The organism is Bacillus siamensis, from assembly GCF_051628075.1.
Classification (GTDB): domain Bacteria; phylum Bacillota; class Bacilli; order Bacillales; family Bacillaceae; genus Bacillus; species Bacillus siamensis.
Window position 1 is genome coordinate 2,446,688 of record NZ_CP155579.1, and the last position, 16,629, is coordinate 2,463,316.

Consider the following 16,629-nt stretch of genomic DNA (forward strand, 5'->3'; position numbering starts at 1 on the left):
CTGCGTTTAATGTGTAATTTGTCCTACACGTATAGAGTAAAGGGTTCGTGTAAAATGCGTATAAATCGAATGTTAAGGTTTTGTAAATCCGGATGTTTTTTTGTATAAAAAAAACGCCCACAGACTGTGAGCGTTTCATCTATCAGTTATTTGTATTGCCGTTAGCAGCGTCTTCCTGAATTTTATCTTCGTTTTTCTGCTTCGTATTATTATCTTCTTGTTTCTTTTTCAGCTCGAAGTATTTGTCCAGAGCTGCTCTTCCTATATCATTCGTAATCGAATATCGATCGCTGTAATCAATATAGGCCCAAGGAACGACTACAGAAATAGCCACTTCCGGATTATCAGCAGGTGCATAAGCGACAAGAGTCGTATTATACGTTCCTTCACCCGTCTCTGATTTGTCCGGACCGTCATAGAAAGATTGCGCCGTACCCGTTTTACCGGCAGGACTGTATTTCGCCGTCGCAAAATCAGTTGCGGCTGTCCCTTTTGTCATGACACGTCTGAAACCTGCCTGCACTTCTTTAATGTCCGCATTATTCATATCAATCTTGTTCAGTACTTGAGGCTGAACAGACTCTACAACTGCTCCGATTCCTCTTTTTGAATCAGGCTGTCTGACCTCTTTTACAAGCTGAGGTTTTAAACGATAGCCTCCATTGGCGATTGTTGATACATACTGTGCCATTTGCAGCGGTGTGAACGTATCATACTGTCCGATGGCAAAGTCTAACAGAAGACCGGAAATCCGCTGTGTCCCTTGATACCCGGTCGCTTCATTCGGGAGATCAATTCCCGTCTTCACTCCTAGACCGAACTGACTGAAGTAGTATCTGAATGTATCAAATGCCTTCATATCAAGCGGCAGAGACTGGCCTTTTTTATATTCCCCTTTACCGACGGCGATCGCCGTTTTAAACATGAACACGTTTGATGATTCCTGAAGCGCTTTTTGGATATCAACAGGACCTAAATTCGTCCATGATTTTTTCGGGTTTTTACTACCTTTGAAATACAAAGGCTCATCCTGAAAAACGGTGTTCAAATTAATCGCGCCCGTCTGGAGTCCCGTCAATACCGTTGCTCCTTTGACCGCCGATCCCATTGCATAGGAGGACGTCATTGCGCCAAGGGCGTAATCATTAATTTTGTACTTTCCATGGTCATTCGTAATCTGTTTGCCGGCCATCGTCAGCACTTCGCCGTTTTTCGGGTTCATCATGACGACAAAGGCCCGATCAAGAAGCTTCGTGCTCGGTCTCGCTTTGGCCGATCTTAAATTTTTCTCAATGATTTTTTCAACGGACTTCTGCAGGTCCATATCAATGGATAACACAAGGTCTTTGCCGGCCTGTCCTTTAGAAATCACTTTGCTGCCCGTGACATTTCCAGATGAGTCGGTTAAGTTCTGCACTTTCTCTTTTTGTCCCTGCAGCAGGCTTTCATATTGATATTCTAAATAGCTTTTTCCGACCCTGTCATTCCGGCTGTATCCGAGTGACAGATAGTGATCCAGCAGGTTGGACGGAAGACCTTCGTTCGAGCTGGATACACTGCCGAGCAATGTCCGGATCAGACTTTTGTAAGGATAAGACCGTTCCCAGTCAGACGTCACGTCAACCCCCGGCAGCTCATCTAAATGTTCGCTGACGACGGCCATTTCTTTTGCCGACACTCCTTCATTTTTGATGTATTGAGGCGTCAGTGAGTAGCCTGAATCCATCTGCCTTTTGATCGCGAGGATCTGCATATCTTTTGAAGTGAGTTCATTCAGCTGTTTGTCCGTAATGCGTTTCAGCTGGAGCTGGTATAAATCATCATCAGACAATTTTTTGTCTTCAGCTTTTTGCTTTTCTTTGGCCGTAATCAGTTTTTTCGCTTCATCAGGCCTCGTTAACATCCAATAGTCTTTTTTATCCCGTTCAGTCACCTTTTTGGTGCTTACCTTAATCATACCCGACAGTTTTTTTGCGATTTTTAAACGCTGTGCCTGGGTGGTTGAGGCTGAACGTGTATATGTAATCGCATTTAATGCTTTATTCGTTACGATGGGATTAAGGTTCCGGTCGTATATTTTCCCTCTTGGAACCGCCGTGCTGACATCAGATTCTTCTTGCTTATTGGCGGCGTTTTTATAGTCATCACCCTGAACGATCTGCTTGATGCCAAGCTCGACGATAATCCACGTGAAAATAAGAAACGCGGCCAAAAACAAAAAATTAAGCCGGATCGGCAATGATTTTTTCTTTTCTTTGCTTACTGCTATTTTCTTTTTATTTCTCCTCATGACATCACCTTTTCTTATTTACAGAAAGAAATGACACCTTTTGTTCAGGTGCCATTTTTCATTCTAAAGGTTTTTTCGATAATTTTCTACAGATAACCCTTTTATCTTTCTCCTTTTATAAAATTCGGTTCACCCGCCTGTTTTTGTCGGTCCTCTTCCACTGTTTCATCAGAAGTTTCCGTATCCAGTTTAACGTCTTTAATAAAGTAATAAATCAGCGGATGGCCGGCTCCGAGCAGCACGAGCGCCGCCGGTATTCCCACTTTTTCCTTCAGCAAGGTAACGATCAAAAGGAAGCACAGGATGGAAACGATCCGGCCTGCATTTAAAAACAATTCCCTGAGCACGATGTACTCAATTCTGGCCTTTCTGGCAAGCCGCGCCCGGCCTATTACATCATATGTAAGCGAGACATACGGCACGAGCAGAACAGGATAGCCGATCGCAATAAACACTCCGTATATAAGAAGCGTCGTAAAGCTCATATGAAAAATAATAAGAAACAGGGCGCCGTACACAATCAATCCGCCGATAAGAATCGCCTTTTTACGCGATCTTTTTTTGATGAGCCTTGATGCAAAATAGTAAGCAAAAAAAGAAACAGCGGAATTGACGAGACCGAATGTCCCGAGCGCCAGCTCACTGTTTGTCGCAATGAACACAAATACGCTGATTAAAAAAACAAAAATCCCTTCTCTCAAGCCTTGAAAAAAGTGCGCGTTTGTAATCCGGCGCCAATTCAGATTCGTGTGACGCTCATCATAAACTTTTTTCAGCATAAACCGGCCTTTCGACTCTCTCCGCTTGAGAAAAAAGCTCATGACCACGGCAAGGGCAAATAAGCCGAGCGACAGGCTGAAAATGACTGTATAACCCGTATTGTTTTGAAGTCTTGAGATGACAAACCCGGCCACAATCGGGCCGATCATCCCTGCCGACGAAGATAAAATGCCTAAAAAGCCGTTGAAAAAATCTCTCGTTTCAGGTTCCGTAATTTCGAAAGTCAGCACATTAAAGGCCAGCCAGTAAAAACCGTATCCCACTCCGAGCACGGCACCGATCAAAATGAGGCGGGAAGCCGCATTGTCCCCGGCAAGGAGCACACTTAAATAAAAAGCCGCCAAAAAGATAACACCGAACCTGAGAATAAACACCCTGTCAATTTTTTTAGCCAGCCGGCCCGCCAGAAGAAAGGTAATCGGCTGCATCGTCACGACCGATAAATTGTATATGGCCAAATCAATGAATTTTCCTGACTGTTTCCATAAGTACACATTGACAAATGTATTTGACAGCGCGATGCCTAATGAGTAAAGGCCGCCAATCGTCAATAACAGCAGCAGACCTTTATTTACTTCGATGTCGCCGATAATTTTTTTTATTTTGCTCATCATTGACTCCCCTTTACTACACATTAGTCTGTCTCACTCAAACTGAGATATGTAAAAAGGAATCAAAGTCAATAAAAAAACAAGGCCTCCCTCGGGAGACCTTGTTTGATCAGAACTATTTATTTTGCTTCGCTGTAAAGGCGGGCAACTTCATCCCAATTTACAACATTCCAGAAAGCTGAAATGTAATCAGGACGGCGGTTTTGGTAGTTCAGGTAGTAAGCATGCTCCCAAACATCAAGACCGAGGACAGGCGTTTTACCTTCTGAAAGCGGTGAATCTTGGTTTGGCGTGCTTGTAATTTCAAGTTTGCCGTTGTTTACAACAAGCCAAGCCCAGCCGGAACCGAAACGGCCGGCAGCCGCTGCAGCGAATTTTTCTTTAAATTGATCGAAGCTTCCGAACGTGCTTTTGATCTCTTCAGCAAGCTCACCAGTCGGTTCGCCTCCGCCGTTTGGAGATAAAAGAGTCCAGAATAAAGAGTGGTTTGCATGTCCGCCGCCATTGTTGCGGACAGCTGTGCGGATATCCTCCGGCACTGCGTTTAAATCAGCGACAAGCTCTTCTACAGATTTCTCTGCAAGAGCTGATCCTTCGATCGCTTTGTTCAGGTTTGTAACGTATGTGTTATGGTGCTTCGTGTGGTGAATCGTCATCGTTTCCTTATCGATATGCGGTTCTAAAGCATCATAAGCGTAAGGCAGTTCTGGAAGTTTGTAAGCCATAATTTTTTTCCTCCTTTAAATATATGTACTGAAATGCCGCTTTAAGCGAACTTTTCTAATCTCAATGTAACAAAAGAAAGCATGGTAATCAATGAAAAAGCTCACAATCCGGCGATTCCAGCAGACATATTACACTTTATCCGTTCACGGCCTAAATTAAACCTTCTAAAGCACCGTCCATAAGAAGTATCCAATCATAAAGAGCTGAATGACTCCTTTGGCCGCGACGCTTGTTAAAAAGCCGATTAACGACCCCAGTCCCACTTTTGCCGCAGACTTGATATCCTTTTGATGAACAAATACCTCAGCGCAGACAGCACCGATAAACGGACCTAATATAATGCCTGCCACGGGAATAACAAAGGGCCCGATCAATAATCCGATCGTGCTTCCCCAGATCGCCGCCCTGCTCCCTCCGTACCTTTTGATGCCAAGTAAGTTTGACACATAGTCAGCTGCGAATAAAACGGCCGCAAATACCGCCTCGATGAGCCAGAAGAGGTAAGAATACGGACTGAAGGAAAACAGAAATCCGTAGAGGAGAAAACCGGCCACGATAAATATAACGCTTGGGATCACCGGATACACAAGACCGATGAAAGCAATGACGAAGACCGCAATAATAATCAGCCAATACAAAACACTCATAACCTAAACAACCTCCTTTGTTTTACGGAGCATTACCGCTTCCGCTTTTTCTTAATATGTATGATTCCTTACCGCCGCTTTAAATACTCTCACTTGTGTTCATCTCCGGTGAACGATACAATAAGCAACATATACCAGTTTAGGCTAGGAAGTGAAGATGTTGAACATATTTACGGCTTTATTGAAAAGTACATACTCTCCGGCAGATATTGCAAAAACACGGTTTCAGGGGATAGGAAAAGCGATCCTTTATGTATTTTTGCTGTCTGTCCTTTTTACGCTGCCGAGCGCTTATTACCTTTGCTCAGGCACCGTAAACTCAATGAACGGTTTCAAAACCGTGTTAGAAAAAGATTTCCCTGATTTCAAAATTTCAAACGGTGAATTGCAGACGAAAGCTTCCGCCTCTAAGGAAACGGAAGCGAACGGGTTTGTCATCGTGTTTGATCCCACTGATGCGTACGGCGCTAAACAAATAGCGGCGAAACAAAACGCAATCGGCATTTTGAAGAATAAAATGGTGCTTGCAGTAGACGGACAAGCGACAGAAATGAATTATTCATTAATGCCTGCTGATATCACTAAAAGTGAAATCATATCAGCTTTAAACCAAAATAAAACGATGATCGTCGCCGTCCTTTCCGTTTTGCTGTTCATTATGACGGCGGCCGGCAAATTCATTGAAGTCTCATTTCTCGCCGTCATCGGCCTGATTATAAAAAATGCTCAAAGAAAGACATTGAATTATCAGCAGCTCTGGAAGCTTTCGGCTTATTCCATTACGCTCTCCACCATATTCTTTACGATTATGCGTGCGCTTGTCATTACGGTGCCGAGCGAATTTTTAGTGAATTGGTTTGTAAACTTTATCATCCTTTTCCTCGTCTTAAAAGAGATACCGCCAAGAAAGACTGCTGTGTAACAAAGACCGCCCCCCGCGGTCTTCTTTTTTTTGTCATGAACAAAATGGGACAAGCATACAATGAAGTAAACATGTATGCGGGAGGCGGTTGGAATGAAGCGGCTTACTTTTGTATTCGGCAGTTTATTTGTGATATTTATTATCCTTTACGATCTTAAAATCGGCACGATCCCTTCTCAAGGCCTTCCTGCATACGCTGCGGCGGCTCAGCCTGCAAATCAGGAAACATCATACAGAACGGTTACGGTCAAAAAAGGTGAAACGGTGATGTCGATCGTCGGCGAACATAAAGCGCCGGATGATATTGTACAAGATTTTGAAGCGCTGAATCCGAATGTGAAAGCAAACGCCATTCAGGCGGGCACCGCTTATAAATTCCCCGTCTACCGTAATTAAACGTTAATTTCTTGTCAGTTCGGCAAATACACTGTTACAATATAATATGTAAATAGAAGTTGCCTGACATGTAAAAGGCTCAGCCTGCAGAAGCGGTAACTACAATTAAGGAGCGATTGACAAGTGAGTGAAATCACACATCGTACAAAAACGCGTCCCGTCAAAGTGGGACCTTTAACAATAGGCGGAAATAACGAAGTCGTCATCCAAAGTATGACGACGACCAAAACACACGACGTAGAAGCAACAGTGGCGGAAATCAACCGTTTAGCTGAAGCCGGCTGCCAAATTGTCCGGGTGGCATGCCCTGACGAACGCGCGGCGAACGCAATTGCCGACATCAAAAAACGAATTTCCATCCCTCTCGTTGTCGATATTCATTTTGATTACAAGCTCGCATTAAAAGCAATTGAGGGCGGCGCCGACAAAATCAGAATCAACCCCGGTAATATCGGCCGCCGTGAAAAAGTGGAAGCGGTCGTAAAAGCGGCTAAAGAAAAAGGAATTCCGATCCGGATCGGTGTAAACGCAGGATCATTGGAAAAACGAATTCTTGAAAAGTACGGCTATCCGACTGCTGACGGCATGGTTGAGAGTGCGCTTCATCATATAAAAATCCTGGAAGACCTTGATTTTCACGATATTATCGTCAGCATGAAAGCGTCTGACGTCAATCTCGCCATAGAAGCATATGAAAAAGCGTCAAAAGCATTTGATTATCCGCTCCACCTTGGGATTACAGAATCAGGCACGCTGTTTGCAGGAACGGTAAAAAGCGCGGCCGGACTCGGAGCGATATTAAGCAAAGGAATCGGAAACACACTCCGGATCTCCCTGAGCGCCGACCCTGTTGAAGAAGTAAAAGTAGCCAGAGAGCTGCTGAAATCATTCGGTCTCGCTTCAAATGCGGCTACGCTTATTTCATGCCCGACATGCGGACGGATCGAAATTGATCTCATCAGCATCGCAAATGAAGTCGAAGAATACATTTCTAAAGTCAAAGCGCCGATTAAAGTAGCCGTTCTCGGGTGCGCCGTTAACGGACCGGGCGAAGCAAGAGAAGCCGATATCGGTATTGCCGGCGCCCGCGGCGAAGGACTTCTTTTCCGCAAAGGCCAAATCGTCCGCAAAGTCCCTGAAGAAACAATGGTCGAAGAGCTGAAAAAAGAAATCGACAAACTGGCAGAAGAACACTACGCAAAGCTTGAAGCAGAAAAAGCAAAAGCAGAACAAGACACACAAAAAGCTTGACGGATAATCCGCCAAGCTTTTTTTTGCGTGTTAGAAAAACGGTGTAATGAAGATGCCCAGCACAAGGGAAACAATACCGATTCCCATCGCCCAGCCGCCTAGAGCGCCCGCTCCTCTTCTTCTGGCGATATAGCCGACGATAATGCCGCATGCCCCTAATAAAACTGGGAGTACGAACAGGGAGATGATAGAAATAGCCAATGCTGCATACCCTATACCCCGGCCTTCGCTTACTCCGTCCCGGTTATCATCGCGGTCTGCTGCTCGGTCAGAAGCACGATATGGCTCTGAAATTTCGGCCGCTGTCTCTTCTGAATAAACATCACGCGTGATATCCGTTCCTTCCGATCCATGATCCACATAGTAGTCGTTGTCTTTTCGATTTTCGTAATCGTATGCCACCTTCAATTCCCCCTTTTTCTTTTATGAAAGGAGCTTTTTTAGTTTCCGCGTTTTTTACGGAATCATGTTTGCTAAACTTTGCTGGTATTGTCAATTGTTTATGTTACACTTGAAGGGATGAAAATATAGGAGTGTGGACATGTTACGGTTAGGTATAGATATTGACGGCACGGTTACGGCACAGGATACATTTGTCCCTTATTTAAACCGCTCATTTCATCTTTCCATTACCTTGGATGATATGACTGATTATGATCTGACCAAGCTTTTGAACATTACAGCTGAGGAGTTTTGGGAATGGATGAATGTTCATGAAGCAGCCATATATAAAGAAGCAAAGCTCGCGGAATTTGCGAAGCAGGCGCTGGACGGACTGAAAGAAGAGCATCGCCTCATCTACATTACGGCAAGACGCAGCCACTTAGAAGATGTCACGCTGGACTGGTTTGCAAACCGGGACGTTCATTACGATCACATTGAGCTTGTCGGGAGTCATCACAAAGTGGAGGCCGTCAAAAAACACGGCATTGACCTGTTTTTCGAAGATCACCACGGCAACGCGACAATGATCGCAAAAGAAGCAGGCATTCCGGTTATCCTTTTTGATTCCCCTTATAACCAGCTCCCCACCGATTCCAATATTATCAGGGTGCAGAATTGGCTTGAAGCCGTCGCCTGGATCAATAAAAACAAACACAGCCTTCAGCATGTCAGAAGCTGAAAAAACCTCCTGCTTATACAGGAGGTTTTTTATCGGCACGCCGGACAGGTGCCGTAAATTTCAAATTTATGACCGGTGATTTCATACCCTTCCAAATCATCGTAAAGCTTATCCATCGGACAGGACTCAATTTCCTTCGTTTTCCCGCAGGTTAAACAGATAAAATGGTGATGGTGATGGGTATAAGAGCATGTAAATCGGAACAGTTTTTCCCCGGACAGCTCCGTCGTTTCTAAAATACCGAGTTCTTCATATAACGAAAGATTTCGGTATATGGTATCAAAGCTCAAACCCGGATAGTCGTCGTTTAATGCGGCAAGCACGTTTTTGGCCGTCAGATATTTATCAGAATCAGCAAAAAGCTGCAGCATGTCTTCTCGCTTACTCGTATATTTATACCCTTTTTCTTTCAGCAGGTTCAACGCTTCTTGTACGTTCATGAGGACCTCCCCTTTACAACACGGTATCGCTCCAAAAAGAAAATGGCAGCTGAATGAACAGCAGGCCATTTTCTTATGCTGTATAAAATTATACCTATAAAATGACGAAAAGTAAACGAAAGCCTAGTGAATCGCGGTTTTGAACTTACCGCCCCTCGTTTCATGGGTATTCATGATCGTAATAAATGCGTTTTTATCAATTTCAAACACAATGGATTTCAACTTTGTCACTTCAAGCCTTGTCACGACCGCGTAAATGACTTCTTTGGTTTCATCCGTATATCCGCCTTTTCCCTGAAGCTTGGTGGTTCCCCTTCCAAGCCGGTGCAAGATCGCGTCTGAAATTTCCGCATACTGGTCTGCCACAATAATGACCGCTTTTGTTTCATCGAGCCCCTGAATGACGGCGTCAATCGTTTTCATGGCAATATAATAAGTCATGAAAGAATACATCGCCTGCTCCGGACCGAACACAAAACCGGCCCATATAAAAATAAACACATTGATGAGCATAACGAATTCTCCGACTGAAAAGGGCAGCTTTTTTGTGAGAAGGATACCGAGTATTTCAGTACCGTCCATCGAGCCTCCGTTTCGGATGACAAGGCCTACCCCGAAACCGAGCAAAAGCCCGCCGAATACCGTCGCCAAAATAGGCTGGGTCGTAAAGGCCTCCACATGGTGCAAGGAGGATTCAATCAGCGCTAAACCGACGATTCCGATAACCGTAGAGATGAGAAATGTTTTTCCGATATATTTATATCCGAAAATCATAAATGGAATGTTGAGTAACACAACGAATAAGGCGAAATTGAGGAGGGGATTGGACATAAAGAGGTGGTCTAAAATTAATGAAACACCGATAATGCCTCCGTCGATAAAATTATTAGGGACCAGAAACAATTCAATACTTACGGCGGCTGAACCCGCCCCGATCAGAATCATGATGACCCTGAAGATAAAGTGTAAAAATGATTCTTTTTTGTGCTGTTTATTTGGGGTCATAAAATCTCCTTTCCTGTAATAACTATTTTAAACAGTAAGCAACTTCATTTTACCATTAAAAGCTGTAACATTTTAATAATTTGCTCAATACATTATGTCTAAAGAGGTGAAAGTATCGATGATTTTAATACAAAGAATCATTTTGCAGCGGCTCAATCAAGCCACTGCGGACGACCTGCTGAAATATTCAAAGCAATACGGAATCAGCATTACGAGAAGTCAAGCGGCTGAGGTAGCGGCTCTGATGCACGGAAAAAACATCAATATTTTTGATGAACAGGAGCGGCTTCGCCTGCTGAAAAAAGTGGAAACGATTACCTCAAAAGAGACGGCTCGGAAAGTTGACGAACTTTTCAATCAATTTTCAGGGTAAAAAAGGAGGGGCAATTCCCCCCCCTCCTTTTTATTGAGCTGATATTTTTTCAAGAAGCTCCTTGTCAAACTGCTTTTCTTTCAGCATTTCGATTTCAAAACGGTACGGCGGCTTCTTATTTTTCTTGTCTTCGCCTACATACGGTGTTTCGAGGATTTTCGGAATATCGGCAAGCTGCTCATGATGAACAATGTACTGCAGAGCGTCAAAACCGATCTCTCCGAACCCGATGTTTTCATGACGGTCTTTACGGGCTCCCCTGATATTTTTGCTGTCATTCACATGAAGGACTTTTATCCGGTCGATGCCGACGATTTTATCAAACTCATTAAGAACGCCGTCAAAATCATTGGCAACATCATATCCTGCATCATGGGTGTGACAAGTGTCAAAGCAGACGGAAAGATGTTCATTATGTGTGACGCCCGCAATGATCTCGGCAAGCTCTTCAAAACTTCTTCCGCATTCTGACCCTTTGCCCGCCATTGTCTCCAGCGCAATCTGGACGCTTTGGCCCGGATCAATCACTTCGTTTAATCCTTCAATGATCTTTTTGATGCCCGTTTCAGCACCGGCTCCGACATGCGCTCCTGGATGAAGCACGATCTGTTTCGCTCCGATCGCTGCCGTCCTTTCAATTTCAGAACGCAGAAAATCAACGCCCAGCTCAAACGTTGCCGGGTTTGTCGTATTTCCGATGTTAATGATGTACGGCGCATGCACGACAATGTCACCGATGCCGTTTTCCTTCATATGGGCGCGGCCCGCTTCAATATTCAAGTCTTCAATTTTTTTGCGGCGCGTATTTTGGGGAGCGCCCGTATAGATCATAAATGTGTTCGCCCCGTATGAAACGGCTTCCTTGCTTGCGGCAAGGAGCATATGTTTTCCGCTCATTGATACGTGTGAGCCTATTTTCAGCAACCCGATTCCCCCCTACTTTCCTCTGTTAGATTGGTTTCTCCTCTGCTTCTTTCTAATTTTCTCCATTTCGTAGCTCATTTTCTTTTTATAGCCCGGCTTTACTTTTTTCGGCTTTTTCACAAGGCGTTTCGCCATTTGGTCAGCCTCATTTGCCGTCTTTTTGCGATTTTTACGGCGGTGGCGGTCATCGCCTTTCTTCCATTCCCCGTTTACAAGCTCCGCATAGTCAAACACAATGCCCATCTTTTCGAGTCTTGCGAGCGCATCTTCGTCAGAAAGCTCGTATATAGTCAGTGCTTGGCCTGATGAACCGGCGCGTGCGGTTCTTCCGACGCGGTGAACATAAAAATCCAGATCGTCCGGAAGCTCGTAGTTGATGACATGGCTTACGCCTTTAATGTCAATTCCTCTTGCCGCAAGGTCTGTCGCAATGACATAAGTGAATTCCAGATCATTAATCTGCTTCATTACCTTTTTACGTTCACGCGGCGTTAATCCCCCGTGCAGAAGGCCGATTCTCATGCCTTTTTCGGTCAGGTATTTTGCAATATGGTCAGCCGTATTTTTCGTATTGGCAAACACGATGCCCAGATAAGGATTCAGGTTCGACATCATATCAAAAAGCAGTTTGTCTTTATCACGCTGTTTAGAAGGAACCAAAACATGTTCGATCTTTTCGGCTGTGATCCTTTTCGGCTCAACATGAGCGTATTTCGGATTTTCCATATACTTTTTCAAAAACGGCTTCAGCTTTTCCGGAATCGTAGCTGAGAAAACAAGCATCTGCAGTTGTTCCGGCATACGGGATCCGATGTAATCAACGTCTTCTAAAAAGCCCATATCAAGCATCAGATCAGCTTCGTCAATGACGAGAGACTGCGCTTTATAGACGTTCAATGCCTGCGCTTTAATCAGATCCGCAATCCGGCCCGGCGTTCCGACGACGAGATGAGGCTGTGTTTTCAGCTTATCAATTGATTTTTGCTTGTCCGTTCCGCCGATAAAGCATTTTGTCCGGATCGGCCCGTCTTCGGCACCCTGTGTGATTTTGAGCGCTTCCTGATAAATCTGATTGGCAAGCTCTCTCGTCGGCGCCGTGATAACCGCCTGCACCGTATCAGAATCCGGATCAATCCGATTCAGAATAGGCAATAAATAGGCGTGGGTTTTTCCCGTCCCCGTCTGGGACTGCCCGATCACGCTTTCGTTTTTCAATACAGCGGGTATCAGCCGCTTTTGAATATCTGTCGGTTCATAAAAACCAAGGCGGTGAACTGCATCTATAATAAACGGTTTTAAGTTGTATCCATCAAATTTAGTTTCTTTCATTTTTCCCAGCTCCTTAAAGCGGCACATTCTGTGTCCATCATCACATTATAACCGATTTTACTTAAAAACACCATGTCTTGGGGGAATCCTGTTTTCCGGACAGAAAAGCAAATGCCCCCTCCGATGCATATTGTAATAGCAGAGAGACAGAAAGGAGGTACAAGTATGTTTCCACAGCAGCCGATGAGAAATATGGCGCAGCAGGGCCGGCCGTTGATGAACCCGCGGATGATGATGAGAGGCAGACCGTCATTGCCGGGCCGGCAGATGATGCAGCAGGGCCGGCAGTTTTTCCCTCAGCAGCAGATGGCCGGAGCAGGTTTGAGAAACGCAGGCACAGGCGGAGGAGGCTTAAAAGGAATGCTTTCCCGTTTTTTACCCGGATCAGGGGGAAGCGCTGCCGGGTCCGCACCGGCAGCGGCCAGCGGAGGAGCAGGCGCAGGCCTGCAGGGATTGCAGGGAATTCAGAGTCTGGCAAGTCCGGCATCCCTGTCGAGCATGCTCGGCAATGTTCAGAAGGTGCTCGGCGTGGCGCAGCAGGTTACGCCGATGATCCAGCAGTACGGCCCTTTAGTGCGGAATCTGCCCGCCATGATGAAGCTTTACAGTCAATTAAGCAGCAGCGATGATGAGAATGAAGATAGCGAATCCGGCGAGACAAAAGAAACAGCCGAACAGGACAAAAAGGATGAAGATGAAAAAACGGACGAAACTGAAGGTGAAAACAAATCAGACGCCTCATCTAAAACATCAAAGAAGACGTCTGAAAAAGCATCCGCTTCACAAGAAAAAGACGAAACTGAAGCAACATCAGCGGAACAGCCGCGTCCAAAAAGAACATCGGGCAGATCAAAGCCGAAATTATATATTTAACATTCTTTGATATCTCACGAAAGATTAGCTATAATGAGATCAGAAGAATGCAAGATTTGAGCCGTTTAACTACGGCTTTTTATATTGCCTCTACACTCACTTTTGATAGGAGGACATCTACATTGGACGTTATCAAAATCTCGCCGCGCGGCTATTGTTACGGCGTTGTTGATGCCATGGTCATAGCCAAAAACGCGGCACTCGATAAAAGTTTGCCAAGACCTATATATATACTCGGAATGATCGTTCATAATAAGCATGTCACAGATGCGTTTGAAGAAGACGGAATTTACACGCTTGACGGCACTAACCGTCTGGAGATTTTAAAGCAGGTGGAAAAAGGAACCGTTATTTTCACCGCACACGGAGTATCTCCGGAAGTAAGAAAAGCCGCTGAGGAAAAAGGGCTTGTTGCGATTGACGCCACATGCCCGGACGTCACGAAAACACATGACTTAATCCGAAAAGTAAAAGCAGAAGGCTACCACGTCATTTATATCGGCAAAAAAGGCCACCCCGAGCCAGAAGGAGCCGTCGGCGTCGCCCCTGAAATCGTTCATCTCGTTGAAACAGAGGAAGACGTGAGAAACCTCGATATTCAGGCTGAGAAATTAATCGTTACAAACCAAACGACCATGTCCCAGTGGGACGTCCATGATATTATGGAATCAGTCCAAGAAAAGTACCCGCACGTGGAATATCATCAGGAAATCTGCCTGGCTACACAGGTTCGTCAAGAAGCTGTCTCAGAGCAGGCAAAGAAAGCGGACTTAACCATTGTTGTCGGCGATCCGAAAAGCAATAACTCCAACAGGCTGGCTCAAGTGTCAGAAGAAATCGCCGGAACAAAAGCCTACCGCATCGGAGACATCAGTGAATTGAAGCTCGAATGGCTCAAAGACGTCAATACCGTCGCCGTTACCGCGGGCGCTTCAACACCGACACCGATTACAAAGGAAGTCATCCGGTTTTTAGAGCAGTTTGACCATAACGATGAATCGACATGGCAGCTTGAGCACAATGTGCCGCTCAAAAAAATCCTTCCGAAAGTAAAAATAAAAAACTGAGGCCCCGGGCCTCAGTTTTTTTATAGGAAGGTAAATGGATTTGTGTCTGTTTCGGAAGCGAAAATACGCACGTCGTAATTTTTCTCCCCGGCCATTGCCGTAAGCTTCTCAGCAGTGCCTTTTCTCATGATCTTTTCAGCATAATGCCCCGGGTCTACGACGTTTAACCCCATCATCATCGCGTCATGCGCTACATGGAAATAAAGGTCGCCCGTCACGTAAACATCTGCACCCTTCCGCTTAGCCTGGTAAATATATTTATTTCCGTCACCGCCAAGCACTGCGACTTTTTTCACCTTGCTGTTTCGCTCTCCGACCATCCGGACTCCGTTGACGTCAAATTTCTCTTTCACAAACAGCGCAAACTCTTCAAGCGTCATGTCTTGCTGAAGTTTTCCGATGCGGCCGAGTCCTTTTTCAAGCGGGGACTGCTCCACCGGATAAATATCATACGCCACCTCTTCATACGGATGGCTTTTTTTCAGCGCTTTTACGATGTTTTTCTCCATACTTGCCGGAAAAACGGTCTCAAGTCTCACTTCATGGACGAGTTCCAGCTCTCCTGTCTGTCCGATAAATGGGTCTGCCCCGTCCAGCGGTTTAAAGCTGCCGATTCCCTCAGAAGAGAATGCACAATGGCTGTAATTGCCGATATGTCCCGCTCCGGCATTGCCGAGTGCGGTTCTTACAGCTTCTTCATAGTCTTTCGGCACATACACGGCAAGCTTTTTCAGCGGGTCCGAATATGTCGGAACGAGCACTTCTGTGTCTGTCAGGCCGAGAGCTTCCGCAAGCAGATCGTTAACACCGCCGTCCGCCACATCGAGATTCGTATGAGCCGCATATACGGCAATATCATGCTTTATACATTTCTCAATCAATCTTCCGCCAGGCTGATCAGTGGTGATCTGTTTAAGCGGCCGAAAAATCGGCGGATGGTGAGCAATAATTAAGTCAACCTTTTTTTCAATGGCTTCATCCACCGTCTGTTCCAGAACATCCAGCGTGACCATGACATTTTTCACCGGCTTATTCAATGTGCCGATCTGCAGACCGATTTTGTCTCCTTCCACCGCAAAAGCCTTCGGTGAAAATTGTTCAAACAGCTGGATGATTTCCTGTCCGTTCACATGTTTAGGCATGTCCGATTACCTCCTTCAGCAGTAAGATCCGCTCTTTCAGTTCAGCTAATTTTTCATGGTTTTCATTCTTTGCGCTGCGGCTGATCTGTTCATAAATATGTTCAGTATGCTTAAGTTCCTGGGTCCATTTCCGAAGAAACACTTCACTCTTTTCTTTTAACAAAAACGGACCGGCAAGCATTCCGGCAGCCATCGTGGTGTCCCGGTACGGCGCATCACGGTCGCCGGTTTCCGCGACGAGTATTTCATAACACTTACCGTCTTCTTCGAGAATGACTTCATCAATCAGTTCATAGCCTTCCTGATAAAGCCACTCTCTTATATGAACGGCATGAATATTCGGCTGCAGAATCAGCCGTTCACGCCCCGTCAGTTTTGTTTTTCCGGACTCCAAAATATGAGCGATCAGCGCTCCGCCCATGCCCGCGATTGTGATGGCGTCCGCTTCTCCCTTTTCAAGGACGCTCAGCCCGTCACCTTTCCTTACGGAGATAAGAGCGCTTAAGTCCAGTTTTTCCACCTGCTGTTTGGCGGATAGAAACGGCCCGTCTGTAATTTCACCGGCGATTGCGCGGCTTGCCAGATGATTCAAAACGGCATAGCAGGGAAGATACGCATGGTCTGACCCGATATCAGCCACCAGGGCACCTGGAGGGATATATTCCGCTACAGACTGCAATCTTTTAGATAACTTCATTTCATTCACAATATCACAACTTTTCTCAGGTTC

At 45.4% G+C, this 16,629-nt stretch carries 18 protein-coding genes; 7 read left to right on the top strand and 11 right to left on the bottom strand.

Going from position 1 to position 16,629, the window contains the following annotated elements:
- Nucleotides 1-142: 142 nt before the first annotated feature.
- The 4 genes from pbpA to ABDB98_RS11875 all read right to left on the bottom strand — a co-directional run bounded on the left by pbpA (nucleotide 143) and on the right by ABDB98_RS11875 (nucleotide 5,054).
- Nucleotides 143-2,290: a penicillin-binding protein 2A gene (pbpA, locus tag ABDB98_RS11860; RefSeq protein ID WP_060964749.1), complete on the bottom strand. Its 2,148-nt coding sequence runs from the start codon at nucleotides 2,288-2,290 to the stop codon at nucleotides 143-145.
- 101 nt (nucleotides 2,291-2,391) lie between these two features.
- Nucleotides 2,392-3,681, bottom strand: a complete 1,290-nt coding sequence (locus ABDB98_RS11865; RefSeq protein ID WP_438420238.1) for an MFS transporter — start codon at nucleotides 3,679-3,681, stop codon at nucleotides 2,392-2,394.
- A 119-nt stretch (nucleotides 3,682-3,800) separates the two neighbouring features.
- Nucleotides 3,801-4,406: a superoxide dismutase SodA gene (gene sodA / locus ABDB98_RS11870; RefSeq protein WP_060964747.1), complete on the bottom strand. Its 606-nt coding sequence runs from the start codon at nucleotides 4,404-4,406 to the stop codon at nucleotides 3,801-3,803.
- Between the two features lie 165 nt (nucleotides 4,407-4,571).
- Entirely contained in the window at nucleotides 4,572-5,054 is a 483-nt protein-coding gene (locus tag ABDB98_RS11875; RefSeq protein ID WP_060964746.1) for a DUF456 domain-containing protein, read from the bottom strand.
- A gap of 157 nt (nucleotides 5,055-5,211) precedes the next feature.
- On the opposite strand from ABDB98_RS11875, the gene ABDB98_RS11880 reads away from it, so the two are divergent.
- The 3 genes from ABDB98_RS11880 to ispG all read left to right on the top strand — a co-directional run bounded on the left by ABDB98_RS11880 (nucleotide 5,212) and on the right by ispG (nucleotide 7,623).
- Nucleotides 5,212-5,976 (top strand): DUF1189 domain-containing protein, encoded by a 765-nt coding sequence (locus ABDB98_RS11880; protein WP_438420239.1) that lies wholly within the window; start codon nucleotides 5,212-5,214, stop codon nucleotides 5,974-5,976.
- 93 nt (nucleotides 5,977-6,069) lie between these two features.
- Nucleotides 6,070-6,372, top strand: a complete 303-nt coding sequence (locus ABDB98_RS11885) for a LysM peptidoglycan-binding domain-containing protein (RefSeq protein WP_438420240.1) — start codon at nucleotides 6,070-6,072, stop codon at nucleotides 6,370-6,372.
- Between the two features lie 132 nt (nucleotides 6,373-6,504).
- Nucleotides 6,505-7,623 (top strand): flavodoxin-dependent (E)-4-hydroxy-3-methylbut-2-enyl-diphosphate synthase, encoded by a 1,119-nt coding sequence (gene ispG / locus ABDB98_RS11890; RefSeq protein ID WP_198698973.1) that lies wholly within the window; start codon nucleotides 6,505-6,507, stop codon nucleotides 7,621-7,623.
- Nucleotides 7,624-7,653: 30 nt separating this feature from the next.
- Here ispG and ABDB98_RS11895 read toward each other — a convergent pair whose 3' ends face one another.
- Entirely contained in the window at nucleotides 7,654-8,031 is a 378-nt protein-coding gene (locus tag ABDB98_RS11895; protein ID WP_101605443.1) for a DUF308 domain-containing protein, read from the bottom strand.
- 133 nt (nucleotides 8,032-8,164) lie between these two features.
- Here ABDB98_RS11895 and ABDB98_RS11900 point away from each other — a divergent pair, with 133 nt between their 5' ends.
- The gene (locus ABDB98_RS11900) at nucleotides 8,165-8,746 is read left to right on the top strand and encodes a 5' nucleotidase, NT5C type (RefSeq protein WP_060964742.1); all 582 of its coding nucleotides are present in this window, start codon (nucleotides 8,165-8,167) and stop codon (nucleotides 8,744-8,746) included.
- 29 nt (nucleotides 8,747-8,775) lie between these two features.
- Here ABDB98_RS11900 and ABDB98_RS11905 read toward each other — a convergent pair whose 3' ends face one another.
- Together ABDB98_RS11905 and ABDB98_RS11910 are read right to left on the bottom strand one after the other, a co-directional pair.
- On the bottom strand, nucleotides 8,776-9,186 hold the full coding sequence (locus ABDB98_RS11905) for a Fur family transcriptional regulator (RefSeq protein ID WP_438420241.1): 411 nt from the start codon (nucleotides 9,184-9,186) through the stop codon (nucleotides 8,776-8,778).
- Between the two features lie 123 nt (nucleotides 9,187-9,309).
- Nucleotides 9,310-10,191 carry a YitT family protein gene (locus ABDB98_RS11910; protein ID WP_016938935.1) on the bottom strand — a complete coding sequence of 294 codons (882 nt, stop codon included), beginning with the start codon at nucleotides 10,189-10,191 and terminating at the stop codon, nucleotides 9,310-9,312.
- A 118-nt stretch (nucleotides 10,192-10,309) separates the two neighbouring features.
- Between ABDB98_RS11910 and ABDB98_RS11915 the strand changes: the two genes are divergently transcribed.
- Nucleotides 10,310-10,564 (top strand): DUF2624 domain-containing protein, encoded by a 255-nt coding sequence (locus ABDB98_RS11915; protein ID WP_047475611.1) that lies wholly within the window; start codon nucleotides 10,310-10,312, stop codon nucleotides 10,562-10,564.
- Nucleotides 10,565-10,594: 30 nt separating this feature from the next.
- On the opposite strand, the gene ABDB98_RS11920 is transcribed toward ABDB98_RS11915, so the two are convergent.
- Nucleotides 10,595-11,488, bottom strand: a complete 894-nt coding sequence (locus ABDB98_RS11920; RefSeq protein WP_016938933.1) for a deoxyribonuclease IV — start codon at nucleotides 11,486-11,488, stop codon at nucleotides 10,595-10,597.
- Between the two features lie 12 nt (nucleotides 11,489-11,500).
- Entirely contained in the window at nucleotides 11,501-12,817 is a 1,317-nt protein-coding gene (locus tag ABDB98_RS11925; RefSeq protein ID WP_438420242.1) for a DEAD/DEAH box helicase, read from the bottom strand.
- A 165-nt stretch (nucleotides 12,818-12,982) separates the two neighbouring features.
- On the opposite strand from ABDB98_RS11925, the gene vrrA reads away from it, so the two are divergent.
- Together vrrA and ABDB98_RS11935 are read left to right on the top strand one after the other, a co-directional pair.
- A complete protein-coding gene (gene vrrA, locus ABDB98_RS11930; protein ID WP_049627032.1) occupies nucleotides 12,983-13,690 on the top strand; it encodes a VrrA/YqfQ family protein in 708 nt (235 codons plus the stop codon).
- A 122-nt stretch (nucleotides 13,691-13,812) separates the two neighbouring features.
- Nucleotides 13,813-14,757, top strand: coding sequence for a 4-hydroxy-3-methylbut-2-enyl diphosphate reductase (locus ABDB98_RS11935; protein WP_060964738.1), 945 nt, complete (start codon nucleotides 13,813-13,815; stop codon nucleotides 14,755-14,757).
- Between the two features lie 20 nt (nucleotides 14,758-14,777).
- On the opposite strand, the gene ABDB98_RS11940 is transcribed toward ABDB98_RS11935, so the two are convergent.
- Entirely contained in the window at nucleotides 14,778-15,899 is a 1,122-nt protein-coding gene (locus ABDB98_RS11940; protein WP_438420243.1) for a Nif3-like dinuclear metal center hexameric protein, read from the bottom strand.
- On the bottom strand, nucleotides 15,892-16,539 hold the full coding sequence (locus tag ABDB98_RS11945) for a tRNA (adenine(22)-N(1))-methyltransferase (protein WP_438420244.1): 648 nt from the start codon (nucleotides 16,537-16,539) through the stop codon (nucleotides 15,892-15,894). Before ABDB98_RS11945 ends, ABDB98_RS11940 begins: the two co-directional genes overlap by 8 nt.
- Between the last annotated feature and the right edge of the window lie 90 nt (nucleotides 16,540-16,629).

Excerpts from the sequence above, each read along its gene's own strand:
- ABDB98_RS11940 (WP_438420243.1), bottom strand. The coding sequence starts at position 15,899 with ATGCCTAAACATGTGAACGGACAGGAAATCATCCAGCTGTTTGAACAA.
- sodA (WP_060964747.1), bottom strand. The coding sequence starts at position 4,406 with ATGGCTTACAAACTTCCAGAACTGCCTTACGCTTATGATGCTTTAGAA.
- ABDB98_RS11885 (WP_438420240.1), top strand. The coding sequence starts at position 6,070 with ATGAAGCGGCTTACTTTTGTATTCGGCAGTTTATTTGTGATATTTATT.
- ABDB98_RS11875 (WP_060964746.1), bottom strand. The coding sequence starts at position 5,054 with ATGAGTGTTTTGTATTGGCTGATTATTATTGCGGTCTTCGTCATTGCT.
- ABDB98_RS11915 (WP_047475611.1), top strand. The coding sequence starts at position 10,310 with ATGATTTTAATACAAAGAATCATTTTGCAGCGGCTCAATCAAGCCACT.
- ABDB98_RS11880 (WP_438420239.1), top strand. The coding sequence starts at position 5,212 with ATGTTGAACATATTTACGGCTTTATTGAAAAGTACATACTCTCCGGCA.
- ABDB98_RS11865 (WP_438420238.1), bottom strand. The coding sequence starts at position 3,681 with ATGAGCAAAATAAAAAAAATTATCGGCGACATCGAAGTAAATAAAGGT.
- ABDB98_RS11925 (WP_438420242.1), bottom strand. The coding sequence starts at position 12,817 with ATGAAAGAAACTAAATTTGATGGATACAACTTAAAACCGTTTATTATA.
- ABDB98_RS11905 (WP_438420241.1), bottom strand. The coding sequence starts at position 9,186 with ATGAACGTACAAGAAGCGTTGAACCTGCTGAAAGAAAAAGGGTATAAA.
- pbpA (WP_060964749.1), bottom strand. The coding sequence starts at position 2,290 with ATGAGGAGAAATAAAAAGAAAATAGCAGTAAGCAAAGAAAAGAAAAAA.
- vrrA (WP_049627032.1), top strand. The coding sequence starts at position 12,983 with ATGTTTCCACAGCAGCCGATGAGAAATATGGCGCAGCAGGGCCGGCCG.
- ABDB98_RS11900 (WP_060964742.1), top strand. The coding sequence starts at position 8,165 with ATGTTACGGTTAGGTATAGATATTGACGGCACGGTTACGGCACAGGAT.
- ABDB98_RS11910 (WP_016938935.1), bottom strand. The coding sequence starts at position 10,191 with ATGACCCCAAATAAACAGCACAAAAAAGAATCATTTTTACACTTTATC.